Here is a 22,798-nt window from a genome sequence, read left to right on the forward strand (position 1 = left end):
AATCTTCTGGTTTCATAAATGTGTTAAAGTTAATAAATAAAAAAATCTCGAGGGTGAATTAAACCCCGAGATTTTTAAACTTACACAGTTTATGAGATACTGCCATAAATATTAATCTTATTGCGCTTTTTATTTTATTAGTTTTGAAAATATATCAATTAAATACTTTCTTCTAACCAAGCGTTCATCATCCAAACTGTTTTTTCTTGCTCTGTAATAAAATCACTCATCATAGAGTTGGTACCTTCATCATTAGCATTTCCTGCTTTTTCTAAAATTTGTCGTTCCAGCTTCAATAATACCGTTAACGAATTTACGATTAAACGTACTGCCTTATCATCTTTAGAAATATTTTTTCCAATAGGTACTTTTGTTATAGCATTGTAATCTTCAAAAGTATGTAATGGCGTTTGCCCTAAGGTTAAAATTCGCTCTGCGAGCAAATCGACTTTTACATTGGCATCTGTGTACAATTCTTCAAATTTTATATGTAAATCAAAAAAATTCTTTCCCTTTATATTCCAGTGAATTCCTCTTAAGTTTTGATAATACGTTTGAAAATTAGCCAATAAATGATTTAAATCATCTGCTAATTCCTTAGTTATCTCCGTTGCTAAACCTAAACTATTATAATTCATTTTATTGATACTTTTGTTTTTTATTAAATGTATTCAAATTTAATTCTTAATTAAACATTAAAACCTATAACCTTTATCGATGCTTTTTATATTTTTATAGTCTAAAACTATCTAATCAATTATGACTATTACACAATTATCTTATGTTTTGGCTGTAGCAGAACATCAAAATTTTACCAAAGCTGCTGCAAAGTGCTTCGTGACACAGCCAACCCTAAGTATGCAAATTCAAAAATTAGAAGATCAATTGGATATATTAATTTTCGACAGGAGCAAAAAACCAATAGAGCTTACAGAGGTTGGGCGAAAAATAGTAAATCAGGCAAGAAATATTGTAAATGAATCCAATAGAATACAAGATATTGTAGATCAACAAAAAGGATATATTGGAGGCGAGTTTAAATTGGGCATTATTCCCACTATTATGCCTACTTTACTTCCTATGTTTTTAAAGACTTTTATAAAAAAACACCCCAAAGTAAAACTTATCATTGAAGAATTAACAACAGAGGAAATAATTTCTAGAATAAATGACGGACATTTAGACGCAGCTATAGCTGCAACACCGTTAGAAAACGAAAACATAAAGGAGCGTGTTCTATATTTTGAACCCTTTGTAGCTTATATTCCCAAAAACCATAGGCTATCTGAAAAGAAAAAAATAGATGTTTCCGATTTAAACATTCAAGACATGTTATTGCTTGAGGATGGGCATTGCTTTAGAGATGGTGTAATTAACCTTTGCAATGTATTCAAAGATCACAATGATGATATCTTTCAACTAGAAAGTGGTAGTATAGAAACGTTAATGAAACTATCGAATGAAGGCCTAGGCATGACCCTACTCCCCTACTTACATACTTTAGATGTAAACGACTCTGCCAAAAGCAACATCCATTATTTCAACGATCCATCTCCTGCTAGAGAAGTGAGTATTATTTACCATAAAAGCGAATTAAAGATGCAAATAATAGAGGCGGTACAAAGCGTAATCTCTGGTATTATTAGAGGTGCGATCGCATTTCAAAATGTAGAAATAGTAAGCCCATTATCAAAATAAAAATAGTACTGTTATTTTTTGTAGCACAAATATCCTTAAGTACAATATTTAAAACAATGTGATTTTAATAAAAAAGCTGTATAAATTTATACAGCTTTTTTATTTATTGATATATAGAATGCTAATTACATAGCATACTGTAACCCTAAAGTAATTGTTTCTTTAGTTTTTAACTGTACCCCATTTACATCTTGAAATACTGGTGTTGCAAACTCAAAACCAAAGCGTAAGTCTTTAAGAGTTCCTTTAGGTACTATAATATTAAAACCTAGCCCTGTATTTACAAACGTGCCACCAGAATTATTAGTATCGGCTGTAATAACCATCATAGGATTTAAATTTGGATTAACTCCTGAAATTTCGTCTACAACAAGACCTTCAATTCGTGCCGAAAAACTAATCCAATCACTCGCGTTTAAAGCAAACCAATTATTTAAGCTATAACGATTCCCTAATCTGTAATCGTTATCATTTTCTCCTAGACGTAGCACTCCTTTTAGTTGCGTCCCAAAAGACATTATATCCCAAACTTTCCAATAGGTTAATCCCAGTTCTGTATCAAAAGTACCACTTCCTATTTGCATTGGGTAAGGTAAAATAACATCATTCCCATTCGATGCAGGTATAACATCTTCATTTTCGATAGAACCTGTAGGAATAGACACTCCTATTTGTCCGTGTAACTTGCTCCCGTTTTTATTATAGAGCTTGTATAACATGGCCAGTTTTACATCACTAAATCCAGAAGACTCAGTTGTAAAAGTCTGCCCCATAGCTGTTATATGATCCATTTCCATAGTGATATAGTTAAACATTGCGGCCAAAGTTATTTTATCGCTTGGCGCATACATACCGCCTAGCATATGCATCTGCATAGGCATTTTTGTGGGAGTAACCATATATTTACCGCCGTTAGGAAGCAATACACTAGAAAACGAAACATCTTCGTCTCCTAAAATAAGATCTTCCATATTCATAGACATATAGCGGTAAGAAAACATAAACTCACCTTTTCCATGCGTATGATCTCCCATTACCGAAATGGGTGCATGAGCATCAGGCCTAGCAGTCTTAGTCGTTTCTATATCTGTTTCTTTATTATTATCTTGTGCGTACAGCACTGTTGTTGCCATAATTAATAGGGCAGCTATATATTTTGTCATTATACTAATGATTTTGTCTTTAAGTTGATTTTTTTGAGAATGTTATACGGAATATGCTTTTCTCAATTTGGGAGGGTGATAAGGTATGTTTATATAACCTTTTGGCTTACAACAATTATAATTCCAGTTATTTTTTATATCGAAGTCTTTGACAATTAATAAAGAGCAATCAACTTCCTTTTGAAAATAAACGGGGTAAAAAACATCTATAAAAGTCGTATAGCCTTCAAAATCATTATCTGTTTCTGACACTGAAGCTAATTGGGCTGTTAAATGGCAATTACCATTACATTGCAATTCTGGCTTGCTCTTATTTTTACAATATGTTTCAACAATATAATCTATATTTAATTGAAAATAGGCCACATAACCAGTATAATAAGCAGGCCTGATTATAAAAGTAAAAAACAATAATATGGTATAATATTTCTTCAGTCTTGTTTTTTATACAAATATAAAAACTAATTAAATATAAATTCTTTTTAACAAGTAAAAAGCGACTAAACAGTCGCTTTTTTTTATGCTTTAAGGTAAATTAAACATTGATTTAAATCAGGGTTCTTCTGTATTAAAGATTCGATGTAAATTTTAAGCTCTTGTATTTCATAAGGTAACAACCTTTCAAGGGCTTTTTCTACTTCCCTGCAAAACAAGTTAGTATCAAAACTTACTTTATTGAGTATGGTTTTGGTATACTCAAACATTGCTCTTGCCATAATTAAGTAATAAGGTTTTAGTTAATATTAAACGTAGTTTTTGTTATAGGCAAACGGTTTTATTATATAAATTAAAGGTAGTAAAAAAAAGAATTCTTTAAACATCCTTAAGCTTTTTTTAATAGTTAAAAAAAGTATAATTATAATCTAAAACTTATTATCACCATCCAGAATATCTCCAAAACTACCAAGGATGCTACCTTCTCCTTTACTATTTCCACCTTGTGGTATCCCCGCTAATACACGCCCTGCCAATCGACTAAATGGTAAGGACTGTATGTATACAACTCCAGGGCCTTTCAATTTCGCAAAAAATAGGCCTTCTCCTCCAAAAACAGTATTCTTTATACCGCCTACAAACTCAATATCGTAATCAATATTTTGCGTAAACCCTACAATACATCCCGTATCGACTCTAAGTGTTTCTCCAGCTCGTAATTCTTTTCTAGCCATTGTTCCACCAGCATGTACAAATGCCATCCCGTCTCCTTCTAACTTTTGCATTATAAAACCTTCGCCTCCAAACAACCCTCTTCCTAGTTTCTTACTAAATTCTATTCCAATACTTACGCCTTTTGCAGCACACAAAAAGGCATCTTTTTGACAAATAAATTTCCCATTGTACCCTGTTAAATCTATAGGGATGATTTTTCCTGGGTAAGGAGATGCAAAAGATACATTTCGTTTTCCTGTAAGAGTATTATAAAAAGCGGTCATAAACAAACTTTCCCCTGTAAGAATACGTTTACCTGCGCCTAGAATTTTTCCAAAAAATCCAGAATTATTTTGTGAACCGTCTCCAAAAATGGTTTCCATCGTAATACCATCATCCATCATCATAAAGCTTCCTGACTCTGCAATAACTCCTTCTTGAGGATCTAGTTCGATCTCTACATATTGCATTTCTTCACCGTATATTCTATAATCTATTTCATGTGCAGTCATTTTTTAATTTTTTGATTAATATATCTATTAGTTCGTTTATTTTAAGTTTTGTTACACTATGGCTATTATAATTTCGTTTTTAATTTTACAGACCATTCAAAATTAAAAGTTGAAACAATAACGCCATCTGCATTAGTCCCAATTGATTGCATCCAAAAGGTTTGTCCTTCTCCTGTTTTTATTGTTCTTTTTATAGCTGCATCTATTAAATGTCCATCTCGACATTCAAATACGATTTTCCCTGTTGCTTTTTTAGTAAACGTGGCATTATTGTTGGCCACTAGCATAGAAATTTTTTCGCCGCTCTCCCTAATTTTCATTAACACCAAAGCTCCTGTTGTTAACTCGGCTGCCATACCTTGAACAGCCCAAAACATAGATTTAAAGGGGTTTTGGTTAATCCATCGGTATTTGACTTTAACGGTACAAGATGCTTGGGAAATAGCACTTACGCGCACTCCTGTAAAATAAACCGCAGGTAATTTAAACAGGTTAAAAATATTAATTCGTCTAGGTGTTAACTTCATATTTTTCATATTTAAACCAAAAATATTGAAAAAAAAAGACTTTACTAAATGTTAATTTTATGTTAATTTTTAGTACTGTGCGTAACATAATACCTTTTTTTAAACATATATTTGCATAAGAAACTATTATATCCTTTTAAAAATGACCGAAAATAATCATAACAATATTGCAACGTTTATACATTTATCTACTTTTAGTAGATTCATCATTCCTTTTGGTAATTTTATTGGCCCTATAGTTCTATGGTCTATAAATAAAGGGAAATCAAAATTTATAGATGCACATGGTAAACAAGCCATTAATTTTCAAATGAGTATTTTATTGTATGCCATATGCATTGGTATGATTAGCATTCCTTTTTTTGCTTTTAGTTTGCTGAGTGATCTTAATTTTTTAGATTTTAATGCTTTTGATAGCATACATATTAATATTAACAAACCTTCACCATTATTATATATAGGAGGTTCCATAGGTTTTTTAGCACTCTTTGGTTTTATAATAGAATTGGTGCTTATCATTACCGCAAGTTTAAAAGCAAGAGATGGTATTTTATATAATTATCCTTTAACTATTAATTTTATAAAATAAAACGCATAATCAATTTCATCAATCCAATCAATCAAAAAATGAACAGTTTAAAAATTAATCTATTTAACGTATGAAAATAGAAAACACAAAAGCACAAATGCGAAAAGGTGTCTTAGAATATTGCATTCTATCCGTTTTAAAGGATGATGATGCATACGTCGCTGAAATATTAGGGACGTTAAAGGATGCTAAATTACTAGTCGTTGAAGGGACTATCTATCCTTTACTTACACGGCTTAAAAACGCAGGACTTCTTAATTATCGTTGGGAAGAATCAACCTCTGGACCACCTAGAAAATATTATGGTTTAACCGAAACAGGCAAATTATTTTTAAAAGAACTAACCACTACTTGGGACGAATTACAAAACGCAGTTAACATAGTAACAAGCTCAAAAACAACTAAAAATGAATAAAACAGTTAACATAAATTTAGCAGGTATATTTTTTCACATAGATGAAGATGCTTACTTAAAACTGCAACGCTATCTTGAAGCTATAAAACGCTCATTTACCGACTCTCAAGGACGCTCTGAAATTATTGCTGATATTGAGGCAAGAATTGCAGAATTATTTTCTGAACTTATAAAACACAATAAGCAAGTTATAGGTAACAAAGAAGTCGATCAAGTTATTACTATTATGGGACAACCAGAAGACTACCTTGTTGATGATGAAATCTTTGAAGACGAACCTAATACAGCTCATAAAAAACGTAGTACAAAAACCAGAAAATTATTTAGAGACACAGATAATTCGTATATAGGTGGTGTTTCGGCAGGTCTTGGACATTATTTTGGTATTGAAGCCATTTGGGTACGCCTTGCTTGGTTACTTTTAGTTTTTGGTGCGGGAACAGGTATTATTCTATATATACTACTGTGGATTTTAATTCCTGAAGCAGTATCTACTGCCGATAAAATTACAATGACGGGAGAACCTGTAAACATTAGTAATATTGAAAAAAAAATTCGTGATGGGTTTCAAAATGCTTCAGAAAATGTAAGTACACATCTTGATAAAGCAGGAAGCAAATTAAAAGAAGGTATAGGTAATGCTAGCGATAGTATTACAGAAGGCGTAAAACGCGTGGATACTAACCGTATTAAATCGAGTTCTAAAACATTTTTTGACACCATTACAGAGGTCTTAATGTTCTTTCTTAAATTGCTTGCCAAATTTATAGGTATCATTTTAATGATAGTCGGTGCGAGTACTTTAATAACACTTATAGTTAGTCTTGTTTCCCTAGAAATGGTAGACTCGGCAAGCTTTGAAGGCATCGATTGGTTAGATATTGTTAATGCTACAGGTGTTCCATTATGGGGCCTTTCAATAATTCTATTTTTATTTTTCGGAATTATTGCATTTTTTATCTTTTATCTAGGATTAAAAATATTGATAAACAATTTAAAATCTATTGGTATTTTTGCAAAGTCTACTTTATTAGGTATTTGGTTGATCTGTTTAATTACAATTATTGTTTTATCTGTAAAGCAAAGCGTCTCTTTTAAAGAAAAAGGAGCTTTTATCTCTACTGAAACGTTCAAAAGCGTAGCAGCAAATGATACACTAGTAATTACGATGAAAGGAAATGATTATTTTGCAGAACATTTTTACAGAAATTCTAATTTTAAATCTGGGTTTAATGAAAATGGAGATAAAATAATTTACTCACAAAACATTGGACTTATAATAAAATCTACAAGAGACAGTATCGCTAAAATTAAAGTTGTAAAGACAGCACGAGGGCGTTCCTACGATTCTGCAAAGCACAAAGCCGAAAATATTTCGTATCATTACCAATTAATAAATAACGAATTACTATTAGATAATAATTTTACCATTCCTGAAGGCACAAAATATAGAGATCAGGAATTAAAAATCACCTTATATTTGCCAATAGGTTCTATATTTTATGCCGATAGTAACACCTCAAGTTATCATCATAACTACAGGTATATCAACAATTCTTTAAAAAGGAGACATATGGAAGAACATTTTTTAAAGATTGAAAATAATGACCTAAAATGTATGGATTGTAAAGTAGTAACAGAAGAAAATGATGCCAACGAAAATGATAATGCTTTTAAGGTTAAAGTAGATTTAAACGGAGAGCACTCTAAACTAAAAATTGATAACAATGGATTTGAGGTAAAAAATAAAACTGTAGAAGTTAAAATTAACGAGGAAGGCGTTGAAGCAGAAAGTAGTAATGTTGATGTTAAAATAGATGACGATGGGATAAAGGTAACCTCTAAAAAAGACACTAAAAACAATAAATAACCATAACAAATACAATAAATAATGATCGCTTTAGTAAAATTAATCACAGTAATATTGGTTGCCATACTATTTTAACCAATTTAAACAACCACTAAAAACCATTTTAAGCTTTTAATTAAGTTTAGAATGGTTTTTTTATATTTGTTTTATAAAAATGAACCCACGAATGAACAAAAAATCAATACTGCTCTTATTTATACTGTTAGTAGCTTTTAATGGCTTTTCTCAAAAAAAGAAAAAAATTAAAGGCAGTAGAAATGTCACAAATGTAATTACAGAAATTGATGCTTTTGAACGTATCGTAATTGGGGAATCGTTTGAAATAAAACTAATCCAAGGTTTAACGCCTTCTATTGAAATAAATGCCGATGACAATCTGCACGATGTTATTGAATTCTCCGTACAAAATGGCAGTTTAAAATTTAGTTCAACGCATCGTATTACATCTCATAAAACACTAGAAATTATAGTTACAGCTGCAGATCTATTAAATACAATAGAATTAAAAGATGATGCTGAAATTAGTAATTTAAGCACCTTAACATTTAAAGATTTAACCTTGATTACAAAAGGGGATTCAGAAGCTTATTTAACTTTAAGAACAGATTTATTTAAATTAGTTAATGGCGATAAAGGTAAAGTAAAATTAAATGTAACAGCTAATAAAGCGACTCTAGAATTAAGTGAAAATAGCAAAATAGAAGCTTTAATAAATGCAACTGGAATAGAAATGGATATGTACCAACGTACTATTGCTGAAATTGAAGGGAATACAGACAGTTTAAAATTAAGGTTAGATAATTATTCCCGATTTAAAGGGAATAAGTTAACTGCTAAAAACTGTTCCCTAGCTATAGAAACTAAAGCTAGTGCATATATAGAAACTATAGAATCGCTTACCATTGAAGCTTCCGGGACTACTGAGACATACATTTATGGCAATCCAAAAATAGAACTAAAATCATTTAATGATCAAGCTCTTTTGAAAAAAAAATAAACACACCTCTGTTATAAGTAATTAGGCCTACCATTTGATTTGATCATCTTCTTCTAAATGGCGTTTTTTTTTATTGCTTTTGTTAAAGTAGAATATAGCTTTTCAATCTCTATGGGTTTCCATAAAATACCATCGAATAATTCTAAATCGGCCTTACTCTCATTGGTCATAACATCGGCAGTTACAGCAAAAATAGGCGTATTATTATTAAAATTATCTGTTGTTCGTATTAATCGCGTAGCATCTAATCCATCCATTTCTGGCATATGAATATCCATTAAAATAAAATCATATTGCTTCTTTTTAGCAAATTCTACAGCTTGTTTTCCATTTACAATATGATCTGTAAGAACACCCCAATTGGATAATAATTTTTTAATAAGCATGGAATTAATAGGAGTATCTTCAGCTAATAATACTCGTGTTCCGTTTAATTCGTGAAAATCATTATTTTTTTCAACATTAACAATCTTTACTTTTTCTAAATCTATGGTAAAATAAAACTCTGATCCTTTATGTTCCTTACTTATTACTTTAATTTCACTCTTGTGTAATTTAACTAGTCGTTTTACTATTGCTAAACCTAAACCTGTGCCGCCTTGTTTTCGAGTTGTAATAGGTTTTACTTGAGAAAAACTTTTAAAAATCATAGCTCTATCTTCCTCATGTATTCCTTCCCCTGTATCTGCAACACTTAATCTTACCGTATCGTAATCCTCATTTTCCGCTACTAACTTTGCTTTAAAGGTAACGCTTCCGTTTTCTGTAAACTTAATGGCATTGTTTATTAAATTACTAAGAATTTGTGCCAATTTTGTCTCATCAATAAGATAATGCTGTTTTTTTGGAATATCATTTTCCCAAAAAAGATCTAAACCTTTTTTATTTGCTACGTTTAAATGTAAATTTAAAATTTTATCACATAGCTTATGAAAACTAGAATTAGCTAACTCTAATTTTGCTTTTTTAGCATCTAATTTGGTGAAATCTAATATATCATTAACAATATTAATTAAGTTATTAGAAGCAAATTGAAGACTTTGTAACAATTCTTTACTTTCCCCTTTTACTTTCTTTTCCAAAAGAAAAACTATTGTTGTAATAGCGTTAAGAGGTGTTCTTATCTCATGACTCATTATGGATAAAAATTGTTCTTTCAACCTTACGGAACGCTGTTCTTCATTATTTTTTTTATCAATATTCTTTTGTTTAATTTTTTGAAGAAAAGCTTCACTCTCCAATTTATTCATTTTATTGATTAAATCATAACTCTCAATAATTTTTAAAGTTTGCGTGTTAATTACGGCTTCCTTCTCTGTTAAATAAATTTCCAGATACTCTAGAGCTTTTTCTGTATTACGTTCTTCCTTTTGAATTAAATATAAAAGATGATAGTTTTTAATTTTTAGCATAGACATATTGTACTTAATACTTAATGCCAAGCCTTGCTCAATAAATTGTTGTGCTTTTTTTAAATAGCCTAACGTAAAATACATATACCCCACCTTATGGAGTCCCATAGCTGCTCCCATGTTTTCCACAATGTCTCTATGAATGGTAATCCCTTCTAAAAAATCGGTCTCCGCTTTTTCATAGTCCTTATTAGCGAAATGTACTTTCCCTCTACCATAAATTGCAAAACCATAGCCTCTAATATCTTTGGTTTCTTTTTTTATTTTAATAGAATGCTCTATCATTCGCATCGCAAATTTTACCATTTGCTTTTTTAATAATAATCCTGATAAATTATTACAGACATTTGATTCCAAATCTAAATCTGAAATTCTTCTTGCTATTTGTATAGCGCTTTTGTAAGATTTAAAGGCATTGTATGTATCTCCGATATACTCATAAATAGTACCAATGGATTTCTCTACTTTAGATTGATTATGTAAATCGTTATACTTTCTATAAACACTCAAGGACTGAAGAAGATATTTCAATCCTAAATGATAATTATTTGTTTTATAGTGGATACTTCCAATATTATAATTAGAGTCTGCAATACCTTTTTCATCATTTATTGATGTAAAACACGCTATTGCTTCTTTAGCATAAGTCTTAGACTTATTAAAGTCACTAATAATCATATAATAAAGAGACAATTGATTCAAGCTTTTTCCAATGGCTGCTTTATCATTTAAGCGCATACTTACAGTTAAAGCTTCTTTGGCTGTTTTAATACTCTTGGGTAAATCACTTGTCCGTCCTGAATAGGCTTTTTCTAAAAGTAAGTTAATACTTTCTATATTTTGGAGGCTATTAATAGTCATTAGGGATAACTAGTTTAAAGGTGCAAAATAATAATTTTAAGTTAATGATTTGCGTTTTTGGAATAAAAACATAAAACCGAAGCCATGGCTTCGGTTTTATAAATCTTACTATTATTTTTTTTTAAGAGACTTCAACAGGCTCTTCTTTTGCGGCGAGATAACGTTCTGCATCTAATGCAGCCATACAACCTGTACCAGCTGCTGTTATAGCCTGACGATACGTATGATCTGCGGCATCTCCACTTACAAAAACACCGTCTACATTTGTCTTAGACGTTCCTGGCACATTAATAATATAACCTGTTTCATCTAAATCTAAAAAGCCTTTAAATATATCTGTATTGGGTTTGTGTCCTATAGCCACAAAAAAACCTGTTGCAGGAATATCTTGTACTGCTTGAGTTTTATTATTTTTAACCTTAACCCCTGTAACAACTTGTCCGTCTCCTAAAACTTCTTCTGTTTCGGTATTAAACAATATTTCAATATTCTTTGTATTAGTTACTCTATGTGCCATAATTTTGGATGCTCTAAACTCATCTCTTCTTACCAACATAGTCACTTTTGTACATAATTGAGATAAATAATGAGCTTCTTCACAAGCACTATCGCCTGCACCAACAATAACGACTTCTTGATTTCTATAAAAGAACCCATCACAAACAGCACAAGCGGAAACACCGCCTCCTAATTTTAAATATTTTTGTTCAGATTCTAAACCTAAGTATTTTGCTGCTGCCCCTGTAGATATAATAACCGTATCACAATGAATTTCTTTCGTTTCATTGATCCAAACTTTATGTACAGCTCCTGAAAAATCGACTTTAGTAACCCAACCATCTCGTACATCTGTTTCAAAACGTTCTGCTTGCGCTTGCAATTCCATCATCATCGCAGGTCCAGTAATTCCTTCTGGATAGCCTGGAAAATTCTCAACTTCGTTAGTTGTTGTTAATTGTCCACCAGGTTGTGTTCCTTGGTACAAAACAGGTTTCATATTTGCTCTAGCTGCGTAAATGGCTGCAGTATAGCCTGCAGGTCCAGATCCTATTATTAGGCATTTTACTTTTTCGATTGTATCTGACATTTAAATTCTTTTTATATTAGGCAAAAGTAGAATTTTTACAATAAAACTTACATGCAAACTATTAAAAGTTGTTATGCCTTAATAATTTATTCTTATGAAGTATGATAAATGAAACTTATTATAGTCTTACTTTTCTAAATATATTAAGCGCATTCTGCTATTAACTTACGTGCGTTTTTTAACAGCAGAATGATTAAAATATAATCGCTTTTTAACTTAAAGTGTCTTCTCTATTTTATATGGTGTTTTATTGATTGCTTTTTTTATTTCTGCTTCTGAACATTTCTCAGTATTATACCAAACAGTCAATTCTTGATTCTTAACATTAGCTTCAGATTTAATAAATCCATCCACTTCTTTTAAAGAATAATTGATAATTCCATAGCAGCAAGATTTATTAAACCCTTTTAATTTATAGGTTTTCTTTACATTCTTATTAAGAACGACTTCTTTTGAATGGGATTCTTGTTCTGAGTTTTTTGATTGGCTTACTCCATCACAAGAGGTTAAAAGTACAGCGCAAAAAACAAGCGCTGAAAAAATGTTTTTTAATTTCATAATATTAGTTTTAATAATTGTTTAGATACACAAGGACGCCCCTTGCCATAATATTTATTGTGCGTTATAAACGCCACTATTGTTAAGGTATACTTAATAATGCTACACAGAAATTGAACCTATAAATAAGGAAGTAGCAATATAATAACGGTAAGTACCGCTATGGCCCACAGGAATTTCTTCGATTGAAAAATGGAAACTGTTTTTTTCTCCGTAGCATTAAGTTGGTCTAAAGCTTCAGATTGATTTATGCTACAGCAGTCTTGTGTTTTTTTAGGGTAATACGCTCTATATAAGTTATATCCGATAGCCAATAAACTAAATGTTACAAGGTACCCTTTAATATTCGATAACCAGACTAATTGAGAAGCTGTTACTCCTAAGAGTCCTGCTAATGCCATTAAAGGGCCAATGCAACAAGTACAAGCTGCTAATGCAACAAATATAGCGCCTATAGAAGATAATAATGATTTTTTCATAAGTATGTGTGTAAATTGGGGTTAAAAAATAAGGTTAAAGAAGAATCCAGAAATAATCATTCCGATACCAATAGTAGTAAAGAATGCTATAATTAATTTTTTTTGCATTACTTTTTTAAGTAATAAAGCTTCTGGTAAGGAAAGCCCTATCGACGCCATCATAAACGCTATAGCCGTTCCCAAAGGCACGCCTTTAGCAACTAAAGACTCTATAATAGGTAAAACGCCAACAGCATCTATATATAAAGGTATAGCCAAAATAACGGCAATTGGAACTGCTAAAGGATTGGATTTAGAGATATATGTTTCAAAAAAGGATTGTGGTACATAACCATGAATAAAAGAACCAATAGCTAAGCCTATAAAAATATAAGGAATTAGTTTTTTAAGTGTTTTTAAAGCTTCTGTATTTATCTCAGGTAAACGTTCCATAAAACGTCTATTGTCTTTAACTACCTCAGCTTTATTTTCACCCAATTCTTTAATCCATTCTGCGACATATTTTGCCATTCCTAACTTTTCTAATAAAATCCCGCCTAAAACACCTAAAACAATTCCTGTTATAACATAGATTACAGTAACCTTCCAACCATAAGACACCCAAAAAATAGCTATTGCAATTTCATTTACTAATGGTGATGTTATTAAAAAAGACAAGGCTATACCTAAAGGAATACGTGCCTGCATCATTCCCACAAAAAGAGGAATCGAAGAGCAAGAACAAAAAGGAGTTATAGCTCCTAATAAGGATGCAAAAATATTACCTAGACCAGATTTTTTATTTTTTTCTAAATAAACGCGAATCTTATCCATTGGTAAGTAACTGGTAACAATCCCCATAAGGTATGTTACCAGTATAACTAAAATGACAATCTCTGTAAATCCTATTATAAAATAATGCAACGCACTACTAAAGACTTCTGCTTGGGCCAGTCCCAGTAAATCGTAAACTAAATAATCTGCGATACTGGAAAGCCATTGTGTTAATGTTTCCATTTCTAAAATGTAATAATGATTTTTATAAAATGGAGACTAATTTTTCGTCTTCAATGTATTTTTTATAATCGTACACTTTTCCATTAATCACTAATGCTGGAAAAGTCATCGTACCATAACTCATGGTATCTTTTAGATCTGAAAATTCTTCAATAGTAACCGCTATGTTATTCTCTAAGGCTACTTTTTCGATATGTTTTTTTATAGGTGAATTTGCTCCACAACAAGACGCGTGTAATATTTTAATTTCAGTTTTCATAATTCTGTTATTTATTTTAATAATTAAACTTTACTATGAAGTCTGAAAGCCTCCCTAAAAGACACATTATTTTTGAATTATTTTAAAAAAAAATTATACTCACCTCTTTTTTATTCTAAAAAACCACACAAAAAACCCTGAATACAAGAGCCTTACAACTTAAACAAGTAGTACTATAGTTTCAGAAATAAAAACAATGAAATAAAAAAAAAAACGATTAAGACTGTCTCAATCGTTAAATTCATTTAAATTATTTTTTTAATTGTTTTGAAACATTATGAAGTGGTTCACAGGACTGTTTTATTGTACAGCTCATAAAATTCCCATTTTTATCGTACTCTATATAGCAACAGTCTGTAAAAAGTTCCTTTAATTTTACTCTTGCCCGTTGAATACGCATTTTGGTAGCCGATACACTGAGATTAAATTGTTTCGCGATCTCCTTTTGTGGCATTTTATCGATATCACTTAAATGAAGCGGTAATGCATATTGTTCTGGTAATAATTTTATCATAGGGATAACATAATCTGAAACTACAATTTTTGAAAACGTAGACGTTGGTTCTTCTCCAAGATCCCAATCCTCGTCAAGACTAAATTCTAAATTATTTTTTTTATAATAATCATATATTGTATGCCTACTTACCTGGAAAAGCCATGCTTTAACATTTGTAACCTTTTTAGATTTTTGGTGAGATTCTATAAGTTTAATCATTACTTCTTGAACAACATCTTCAGCTATGGCTTTATCTCTAACTTTTTTAAAAATATATGCTTTTAAGTAATTATAAAATTCTTGTACAACCTCATTTATATTGCAACATTCATTTTTCATCGTTAACTTATTAAATCATTATTGTCATTACAGTACAAGTAATTGCATTAAATATACAAACACTCAAGCTTCACATCCTTTACTCTTTTGTTTTTAAATTATTTACCTGAGAAAACACATAATAAAGTTCTGTGCCTATTTGCACACTTCTTTCATTGTATTTTTCATTTTGTAAAGAAGTACCATCAAACATTTTTGGATCCTCAAAAGAGATCGGTATTCTTTTTTCTGCACCAATTATAAAGGGACAATCTTCATCCGCCTGAGAGCAGGTCATAATCGCTGCAAAATTAGATTTAGGATTAAAATCATCGTCTAATGTTTTTGAAAACCCTATCACAGAATGCGCATTATCTGCATATTTTATACTATAAACAGGATTATTGTTTTCGCTCAGTTTTTTTATTTTAAACCCTGATTCCACCAATGTTTCTGCTACCACAGAAAAAAGAGCTGTAGCCTCCGTACCGCCAGAATAACAAAATACGTTTTTTATATTAAAGTAATGCGCTAAAGTTTGTGCCCATACTTGAGAAAAATGACTTCGTCTAGAATTATGTGTACAAATAAAATTAAGCGCAATTATTTCTTTTGCTTCCTTCTTTTTTATAATATAATCTATTAAAGGCTGTAAAATAAGTTTACGTGTTTTAGATATCTGATCAACCCTTAAAGATTGAATTCTCTTTTCTAATTTCAAATACATAACGCTATTATATAAATTTAATACCCGTTCTTAACTTAACAACAGCCACTATTAGGTGTACAAACTGATGCTGTTTTTATATCTTCTTTTACAGGAACACCGCAGTTATCCTTGGCTAAACAATCTGTAAACTGGGTGGTTAGCAAAAAGTTTTCACCATTAAAATCTAATCCAAATTTACCTATCGTATTGGCTTGGTATTCCACTTCTATTTCTAAATCACCTATTCCAAGTGTTTTTTCAGACAATTCGATAATACTTAATAATTTTTCAGGATGCAGTCTATGGTCGTAATCATTTGCATTCCACAATTGAAAATTCACAACTTCTTCTTTTCTAACAGTCCCCCCACAATCAATAAAATCTTTCTGTATTTTACCGACTTCTGTAACATGAAAATGATTAGGTACAAGATCTCCGTTAGGCAATTGAAACGCGATTTGATCCAGCTGCTTTAGTTCTTTCTTAATTTCAGATAATTTCATTTTATTTATTGTTATAATTAAACGTTCTTGTTAGCAACACTGTTTTTCTATTATAATATCTTGGTCTAAAAACAAGGTCATTATTACTTTCATTTGTGTCCATTTTTCTATATCGATACAGTAACACACACTTGTCCCTTCTATATTACCTTTAATTAACCCCAAGTGTTTTAATTCTTTTAAGTGCTGAGATATGGTTGGCTGAGCTAATCCTATCTCCCCTACCAAATCACCACAAACACATGCGTTTTTCTTAAAAATATACTGCAAAATGGCAATCCTAGCTGGATGCCCAAAAACCTTTGCAAACCTTGCAATTTCATTTTGCTCTTCCGAAAATATTTCTGTTTTTGATACACCCATATCTAAATATTGTTATATCGCAATATTACAATTAATATATGTATCCCAAAAACTATTATAGTTAATCTTTCTATTCATTACACAGGAACTCTAAACATATATTAAAAGCTTAACTGGCTAGCTTAATTGATAAAATACATCCAAAATTATGCACAAACTTTTTTATGTTTTATATGACATTTGTATTAGCAAGTGAATTAAAATATAGTCTTGTTTAACATATTTTTCAGCAGTTTTTATCTGATTTTAATATCTTTGCATTTGAAATGAAACACGTATTCTCTAAAATAATATCTTTTATAATGGCTTTTGTAGTGCTTTTCTCTACATTGTCATTCACTATAGATATGCATTATTGCGGAGATACTTTAGTAGATACTTCTGTTTTTAGCAAAGTACATTCCTGTGGAATGAAAACGCAAAATGCCCCCAAAGAAGCATGCACTATCACTCAAAATAGCTGTTGCAACAATGAACAAATTGCTATTGATGGCCAGGATGAATTAAGTCTATCGTCCCATACTTTTTCTAAAACTCAGAAACTTTTTATAGTTTCATTTTCACACACTTACATTAGCCTTTTTGAAGGCACAAATAAAAATACAACTTCCTACGAAGAGTATATCCCTCCTTTGTTCGCAAAGTCCATATATAAGCTTGATGAGACTTATTTAATTTGATTTTTAAACCATAGATTTAGACTATATTACCCAATAACGTACTGTTATTATGGTAATGCTCTGCCTATTTCATTGCAGAAAAACTATATGGTGTTTTCTACACCAATTGTTAAATTGTTTAAAAACCATAAATAATGCTAAATAAAAGCATAAAATTTCTAATAGAAAACAAACTCGTAGCTGTATTATTACTCGTTCTTTTTATAGGCTGGGGAACTGTAAATACGCCTTTTAATTGGGACACCGGTATCTTACCTAACAACCCTGTAGCTGTTGATGCTATTCCAGATATTGGAGAAAATCAACAAATTGTATTCACAAAATGGGATGGGCGCTCCCCTCAAGATATTGAAGATCAAATCACCTATCCATTAACCACTTCTTTACTTGGAATCCCAGGAGTTAAAACCATTCGTAGCTCGTCTATGTTTGGCTTCTCAAGCATTTATATCATTTTTGAAGAAGATATTGAATTTTACTGGAGCCGCAGTAGAATTTTAGAAAAACTAAACTCATTACCAAATAATTTATTACCAAATGATGTTAATCCTGCTTTAGGTCCAGATGCAACAGGATTAGGTCAGATCTACTGGTATACACTTGAAGGACGAGATGAACATGGAAATGTTACTGGAGGTTGGGACTTACACGAATTAAGAAGCATTCAGGATTACTATGTAAAATATGCATTATCCTCTGCAAGTGGCGTTTCGGAAATAGCCTCTATTGGCGGTTATGTTCAAGAATATCAAATTGATGTTAACCCAGAATTAATGCGCCAATATAACATTGGATTAGACCGTATTGTAAAAGCAGTTAAAGAAAGTAATAAAGATATTGGAGCACAAACTCTGGAAATTAATCAAGCGGAATATTTAGTCCGGGGTTTGGGCTACGTAAAATCGATTGCAGATATAGAAAATGCAGTCGTAACCTCCGAAGATTTTACCGCAATAAAAATAAAGGATGTCGCAAAAGTCTCGCTCGGACCAGAAACACGTAGAGGTATTTTAGACAAAGAAGGTGCCGAAGTTGTTGGTGGCGTTGTTGTTGCAAGATATGGCGCAAATCCAATGGAAGTAATCAATAATGTAAAAGAGAAAATAAACGAATTAAGCCCTGGATTACCTTCTAAAGTGCTATCAAATGGGAGTACTTCACAAATAACTATTGTCCCTTTTTACGATAGAACAGAGCTTATACAAGAAACATTAGGCACACTTAACGAGGCCTTGACTTTAGAAATACTCATTACTATTTTAGTCATTATTGTAATGGTCTTTAACTTACGAGCCTCTATTCTTATATCGGGGTTACTGCCTGTTGCCGTGTTGATGGTTTTTGTAGCAATGAAATTATTTAACGTCGATGCAAATATTGTTGCCTTATCGGGTATTGCTATTGCCATTGGAACTATGGTCGATGTAGGGGTCATACTTTCTGAAAATGTGATACGCCATTTAGATGAAGACACTAAAAAACGCCCCATAAACACCCTCGTTTATAACGCAACAGCAGAAGTTTCTGGAGCCATAGTAACAGCAGTAATGACAACTATAATCAGTTTTATTCCTGTATTTACAATGATTGGATCTGAAGGGAAATTATTTAGACCATTAGCCTTTACAAAAACCTTTGCCTTAATTGCAGCACTTGTCATTGCGCTGTTTTTAATACCACCTTTTGCAGCCTTTTTATTTAGAAAAAGAACGCTAAGAACAACTTCTAAATACATCATTTCAGGCCTATTAATAATCTTAGGTGTTATTACTATTATATATGGAAATTGGTTAGGCTTAGTTTTACTTGGTTTTGGAATAACGGCTTTAATACCTCAAAAGGCATTCAATATCTCACTCCTATCCTTTCGTTTTGTACTTACTAAAAATGTCATTAACATTATTATTTCAATACTCGCTATTGTTTTTCTTTTGGCTAGCTATTGGAGACCATTGGGTGTAGATAAAAGCCTTTTCTTAAACCTTGTTTTTGTTGCCATTATTTGCTTTGGACTGCTAGGAATTTTTACTGTATTCCAAAACTATTATACTCGCATTTTAAAATGGGCACTTCAAAATAAAATACTGTTTTTAACTATTCCAACAAGCATTGTCATCTTTGGCTTCTATATAATGAAAAACACAGGTAAGGAATTTATGCCTTCCTTAAACGAAGGCTCTTTCTTACTAATGCCAACCTCTATGCCTCATGCTGGCGTAGAAGAAAATAAACGCGTATTACAACAATTGGATATGGCCGTTGCGAGTATTCCTGAAATTAAAACAGTAGTTGGAAAAGCAGGTAGAACAGAATCGGCTTTAGACCCTGCACCATTATCGATGTATGAGAATATGATTCAGTATAAGCCAGAATATATGCTGAATGCACATGGAGAACGTCAGCGTTATAAGGTGAATTCAGATGGCTTTTTTGAATTAAAAGATGGCCGTTTGATCTATAATGAAAACTTAGCCGTTAACTCAAAGACGACCATAAACAAAGAGATGCACATTGCTACAGCATATAATATCACCTCAGATAATTTAATTGAAGATAATAACGGTGCTTTTTACCGTAATTGGAGACCTAAAATAAAAAATCCAGACGATATTTGGAATGAAATTATTAAAGTTTCTAAATTACCAGGAATAACATCTGCTCCAAAATTACAACCTATAGAAACACGCTTAGTTATGTTACAAACAGGAATGCGTGCTCCAATGGGAATAAAAGTAAAAGGACAAGATTTAAAACAAATTGAAGCCTTTGGAGTTCAATTAGAAAACATTTTAAAACAAACTGAAGGCGTAAAAAAAGAAGCTGTATTCGCAGATCGTATTGTAGGAAAGCCCTATTTATTAATTGATATTGATCGAGAAAAAATTGCACGTTATGGCATTTCTGTAGAAAACGTACAAGATGTTTTAAAAATAGCGGTTGGTGGGATGCAAATTTCACAAACGGTTGAAGGTAGAGAACGCTACGGGATTCGCGTACGCTATCCCAGAGAACTAAGAGCTACTCCTACCGATTTGGAAGGTATTTATGTTCCTGTAGAAAAAGGTAAACCTGTCCCCTTAAAAGAATTGGCAAGTATTCGTTACGAACAAGGCCCACAAATAATAAAAAGTGAAGACACTTTTTTAATAGGTTATGTGTTATTTGATAAATTAGATGGATTCGCAGAAGTAAGTGTAATTGAAAATGCGCAACGTTTAATTCAAGAAAAAATAGACTCTGGTGCCTTAGTTGTTCCTAAAGGTATTAATTATCAGTTCACGGGGACCTATGAAAATCAATTAAGAGCAGAGAAAACATTAGCTGTTGTAGTCCCATTAGCATTATTTGTTATCTTTTTAATACTCTATTTTCAATTCCGTTCTGTAACCACTTCTTTAATGATTTTCACAGGAATTACTGTTGCATTTGCTGGTGGTTTTGTAATGATTTGGTTATACGGGCAGGATTGGTTTTTAAATTTCAACTTTTTTGGAGAAAACATAAGAGAACTCTTCAATATGAAAACTATTAATTTAAGTGTCGCCGTTTGGGTTGGTTTTATAGCTCTTTTTGGCATTGCTACAGATGATGGCGTTGTTATGGCAACCTATCTTACTCAAGTCTTTAATGACAAAAAACCCACAACTAAAAAAACAATACGATTGGCCGCTTTAGAAGCCGCTAGTAAACGCATTAGACCGTGTTTAATGACAACCGTTACAACCATTCTTGCTTTATTACCAGTATTAACCTCAACAGGAAGAGGTAGCGATATAATGATTCCAATGGCAATCCCCATTTTTGGCGGAATGATTATAGATATTACATCCTATTTTATTGTGCCTGTTTTGTATAGTTGGAAAAATGAAATAACTTTAAAAGCAAGACTTAACAACAAGAATAAAATCTTATTAACAAATGAAAAATAAGACCTTAAATATAAAGACAGTCATCACTTTTGTATTACTTTTCTTAAGCTTAGTTGCAAACGCTCAACAGTTAGCAATATTAATTGATGAAGCGATGGCGAATAACCCAGAGATTCAAAAATTTGAATTGCAATACCAAATTGCTTCAGAAAAAGTAAATGAAGTAAATACACTTCCAAATACAGATGTTTCAGCAGGTTATTTTATTAGCGAGCCAGAAACACGAACAGGAGCTCAAAAATTCAAGGTCTCGGTAGCACAAATGCTCCCTTGGTTTGGTACAATTACCGCTAGAGAAAATTATATGAGCGCATTGGCAGATACTAAATATGAAGAGGTTGTTATTTCAAAACGAAAACTAATGACTTCTGTATCACAATCCTATTACAACTTATATGCACTTAATGCAAAACAAAAAGTTTTATCAGAAAATATTGACTTACTCAAAACGTATGAAACTTTAGCTTTAACTGCTGTAGAAATTGATCAAGCTTCTGCTGTAGACGTATTACGACTACAAATGCGTCAAAATGAACTAGAACAATTAAAGCAAGTATTAAGTCAACAGTATTTGGCTGAACAAACGGCATTCAACAAATTATTAAATAGAGATAAATCTATCGCCATTAACGTAATAGACATATTAGGTATTCCTTCAGAAAACAGCTTGATTAATACAGAAAATTTAAGCATACACCCTGAATTAATTAAGTATGATAAGTTGTACCAATCTGTTGAACAATCCGAATTATTAAATCAAAAAGAAAGCAAGCCATTACTAGGTTTTGGCTTAGATTATGTTGCTGTTGCAGAACGCCCAAATATGAATTTTAGCGATAATGGTAAAGATATAACAATGCCATTTGTAAAGTTGTCAATTCCTATTTTTAATAAAAAACACAAATCAAAAACAAGGCAAAACAACTTAAAACAGCAAGAAATAATCTTTCAAAAACAAGAACGACTAAACACACTGGAAACGCTATTAGATAAAGTAGTAAACCAACGCATTTCTGCAAGAATTAGCTATAATACGCAATCAAAAAATTTAAAACAAGCTAAAGATGCTGAAGAAATTTTAGTCAAAAATTACGAAACAGGAACGATTGATTTTAATGACATATTGGATATTCAAGAATTAGAATTGAAATTCCAAATAAACCAAATTGAGTCTATTAGAGACTATTATACACAAACAACTCTTATTAATTATTTAAGTAATTAAAAA

24 protein-coding genes are annotated in these 22,798 nt (G+C 31.5%); 8 read left to right on the forward strand and 16 right to left on the reverse strand.

Features of this window, described 5'->3' with window-relative positions:
* Window positions 1-158: 158 nt before the first annotated feature.
* A complete protein-coding gene (locus AC2D8I_RS13210; protein ID WP_484706493.1) occupies window positions 159-638 on the reverse strand; it encodes a Dps family protein in 480 nt (159 codons plus the stop codon).
* Between the two features lie 121 nt (window positions 639-759).
* On the opposite strand from AC2D8I_RS13210, the gene AC2D8I_RS13215 reads away from it, so the two are divergent.
* Window positions 760-1,698, forward strand: coding sequence for a LysR substrate-binding domain-containing protein (locus AC2D8I_RS13215; RefSeq protein ID WP_484706494.1), 939 nt, complete (start codon window positions 760-762; stop codon window positions 1,696-1,698).
* A gap of 125 nt (window positions 1,699-1,823) precedes the next feature.
* On the opposite strand, the gene AC2D8I_RS13220 is transcribed toward AC2D8I_RS13215, so the two are convergent.
* From AC2D8I_RS13220 to AC2D8I_RS13240, 5 genes are all read right to left on the reverse strand, one after another.
* A complete protein-coding gene (locus tag AC2D8I_RS13220) occupies window positions 1,824-2,861 on the reverse strand; it encodes a transporter family protein (RefSeq protein ID WP_484706495.1) in 1,038 nt (345 codons plus the stop codon).
* A 42-nt stretch (window positions 2,862-2,903) separates the two neighbouring features.
* Entirely contained in the window at window positions 2,904-3,272 is a 369-nt protein-coding gene (locus AC2D8I_RS13225) for a hypothetical protein (RefSeq protein ID WP_484706496.1), read from the reverse strand.
* 107 nt (window positions 3,273-3,379) lie between these two features.
* Window positions 3,380-3,577 (reverse strand): hypothetical protein, encoded by a 198-nt coding sequence (locus tag AC2D8I_RS13230; protein WP_484706497.1) that lies wholly within the window; start codon window positions 3,575-3,577, stop codon window positions 3,380-3,382.
* Between the two features lie 147 nt (window positions 3,578-3,724).
* On the reverse strand, window positions 3,725-4,522 hold the full coding sequence (locus AC2D8I_RS13235; protein ID WP_484706498.1) for a TIGR00266 family protein: 798 nt from the start codon (window positions 4,520-4,522) through the stop codon (window positions 3,725-3,727).
* Between the two features lie 65 nt (window positions 4,523-4,587).
* Window positions 4,588-5,049 (reverse strand): DUF4442 domain-containing protein, encoded by a 462-nt coding sequence (locus AC2D8I_RS13240; RefSeq protein ID WP_484706499.1) that lies wholly within the window; start codon window positions 5,047-5,049, stop codon window positions 4,588-4,590.
* Window positions 5,050-5,191: 142 nt separating this feature from the next.
* Between AC2D8I_RS13240 and AC2D8I_RS13245 the strand changes: the two genes are divergently transcribed.
* The 4 genes from AC2D8I_RS13245 (at window position 5,192) to AC2D8I_RS13260 (ending at window position 8,920) form a co-directional block, all read left to right on the forward strand.
* A complete protein-coding gene (locus AC2D8I_RS13245) occupies window positions 5,192-5,638 on the forward strand; it encodes a DUF4870 domain-containing protein (RefSeq protein ID WP_484706500.1) in 447 nt (148 codons plus the stop codon).
* A 70-nt stretch (window positions 5,639-5,708) separates the two neighbouring features.
* Entirely contained in the window at window positions 5,709-6,053 is a 345-nt protein-coding gene (locus tag AC2D8I_RS13250) for a PadR family transcriptional regulator (protein ID WP_452597166.1), read from the forward strand.
* Window positions 6,046-7,923: a PspC domain-containing protein gene (locus AC2D8I_RS13255; protein ID WP_484706501.1), complete on the forward strand. Its 1,878-nt coding sequence runs from the start codon at window positions 6,046-6,048 to the stop codon at window positions 7,921-7,923. Before AC2D8I_RS13250 ends, AC2D8I_RS13255 begins: the two co-directional genes overlap by 8 nt.
* A 166-nt stretch (window positions 7,924-8,089) precedes the next feature.
* Window positions 8,090-8,920 carry a GIN domain-containing protein gene (locus AC2D8I_RS13260; protein WP_484706502.1) on the forward strand — a complete coding sequence of 277 codons (831 nt, stop codon included), beginning with the start codon at window positions 8,090-8,092 and terminating at the stop codon, window positions 8,918-8,920.
* A gap of 53 nt (window positions 8,921-8,973) precedes the next feature.
* Here the strand turns inward: AC2D8I_RS13260 and AC2D8I_RS13265 are convergent, their stop codons facing one another.
* The 10 genes from AC2D8I_RS13265 to AC2D8I_RS13310 form a co-directional block, all read right to left on the reverse strand.
* The gene (locus AC2D8I_RS13265; RefSeq protein ID WP_484706503.1) at window positions 8,974-11,193 is read right to left on the reverse strand and encodes a tetratricopeptide repeat-containing hybrid sensor histidine kinase/response regulator; all 2,220 of its coding nucleotides are present in this window, start codon (window positions 11,191-11,193) and stop codon (window positions 8,974-8,976) included.
* Window positions 11,194-11,314: 121 nt separating this feature from the next.
* Window positions 11,315-12,280 (reverse strand): thioredoxin-disulfide reductase, encoded by a 966-nt coding sequence (gene trxB, locus AC2D8I_RS13270; protein ID WP_484706504.1) that lies wholly within the window; start codon window positions 12,278-12,280, stop codon window positions 11,315-11,317.
* Window positions 12,281-12,496: 216 nt separating this feature from the next.
* Entirely contained in the window at window positions 12,497-12,838 is a 342-nt protein-coding gene (locus AC2D8I_RS13275; protein ID WP_484706505.1) for a heavy-metal-associated domain-containing protein, read from the reverse strand.
* A 119-nt stretch (window positions 12,839-12,957) separates the two neighbouring features.
* The gene (locus AC2D8I_RS13280; RefSeq protein WP_484706506.1) at window positions 12,958-13,317 is read right to left on the reverse strand and encodes a hypothetical protein; all 360 of its coding nucleotides are present in this window, start codon (window positions 13,315-13,317) and stop codon (window positions 12,958-12,960) included.
* Window positions 13,318-13,338: 21 nt separating this feature from the next.
* A complete protein-coding gene (locus AC2D8I_RS13285) occupies window positions 13,339-14,313 on the reverse strand; it encodes a permease (protein ID WP_484706507.1) in 975 nt (324 codons plus the stop codon).
* A 22-nt stretch (window positions 14,314-14,335) separates the two neighbouring features.
* Window positions 14,336-14,572 carry a thioredoxin family protein gene (locus AC2D8I_RS13290; RefSeq protein ID WP_484706508.1) on the reverse strand — a complete coding sequence of 79 codons (237 nt, stop codon included), beginning with the start codon at window positions 14,570-14,572 and terminating at the stop codon, window positions 14,336-14,338.
* 250 nt (window positions 14,573-14,822) lie between these two features.
* Complete coding sequence (locus tag AC2D8I_RS13295; protein ID WP_484706509.1) at window positions 14,823-15,407, reverse strand: sigma-70 family RNA polymerase sigma factor; 585 nt, start codon at window positions 15,405-15,407, stop codon at window positions 14,823-14,825.
* A 79-nt stretch (window positions 15,408-15,486) separates the two neighbouring features.
* A complete protein-coding gene (locus tag AC2D8I_RS13300) occupies window positions 15,487-16,113 on the reverse strand; it encodes a low molecular weight phosphatase family protein (protein ID WP_484706510.1) in 627 nt (208 codons plus the stop codon).
* A gap of 35 nt (window positions 16,114-16,148) precedes the next feature.
* Window positions 16,149-16,598 (reverse strand): DUF6428 family protein, encoded by a 450-nt coding sequence (locus tag AC2D8I_RS13305; RefSeq protein WP_484706511.1) that lies wholly within the window; start codon window positions 16,596-16,598, stop codon window positions 16,149-16,151.
* A gap of 30 nt (window positions 16,599-16,628) precedes the next feature.
* Entirely contained in the window at window positions 16,629-16,961 is a 333-nt protein-coding gene (locus tag AC2D8I_RS13310) for an ArsR/SmtB family transcription factor (protein ID WP_484706512.1), read from the reverse strand.
* Between the two features lie 266 nt (window positions 16,962-17,227).
* Between AC2D8I_RS13310 and AC2D8I_RS13315 the strand changes: the two genes are divergently transcribed.
* From AC2D8I_RS13315 to AC2D8I_RS13325, 3 genes are all read left to right on the forward strand, one after another.
* Complete coding sequence (locus AC2D8I_RS13315; protein ID WP_484706513.1) at window positions 17,228-17,641, forward strand: HYC_CC_PP family protein; 414 nt, start codon at window positions 17,228-17,230, stop codon at window positions 17,639-17,641.
* A 134-nt stretch (window positions 17,642-17,775) separates the two neighbouring features.
* On the forward strand, window positions 17,776-21,570 hold the full coding sequence (locus AC2D8I_RS13320) for an efflux RND transporter permease subunit (RefSeq protein ID WP_484706514.1): 3,795 nt from the start codon (window positions 17,776-17,778) through the stop codon (window positions 21,568-21,570).
* The gene (locus AC2D8I_RS13325) at window positions 21,560-22,795 is read left to right on the forward strand and encodes a TolC family protein (RefSeq protein WP_484706515.1); all 1,236 of its coding nucleotides are present in this window, start codon (window positions 21,560-21,562) and stop codon (window positions 22,793-22,795) included. Before AC2D8I_RS13320 ends, AC2D8I_RS13325 begins: the two co-directional genes overlap by 11 nt.
* Window positions 22,796-22,798: the final 3 nt, after the last annotated feature.

Source organism: Lacinutrix sp. YIN62 (assembly GCF_057219185.1).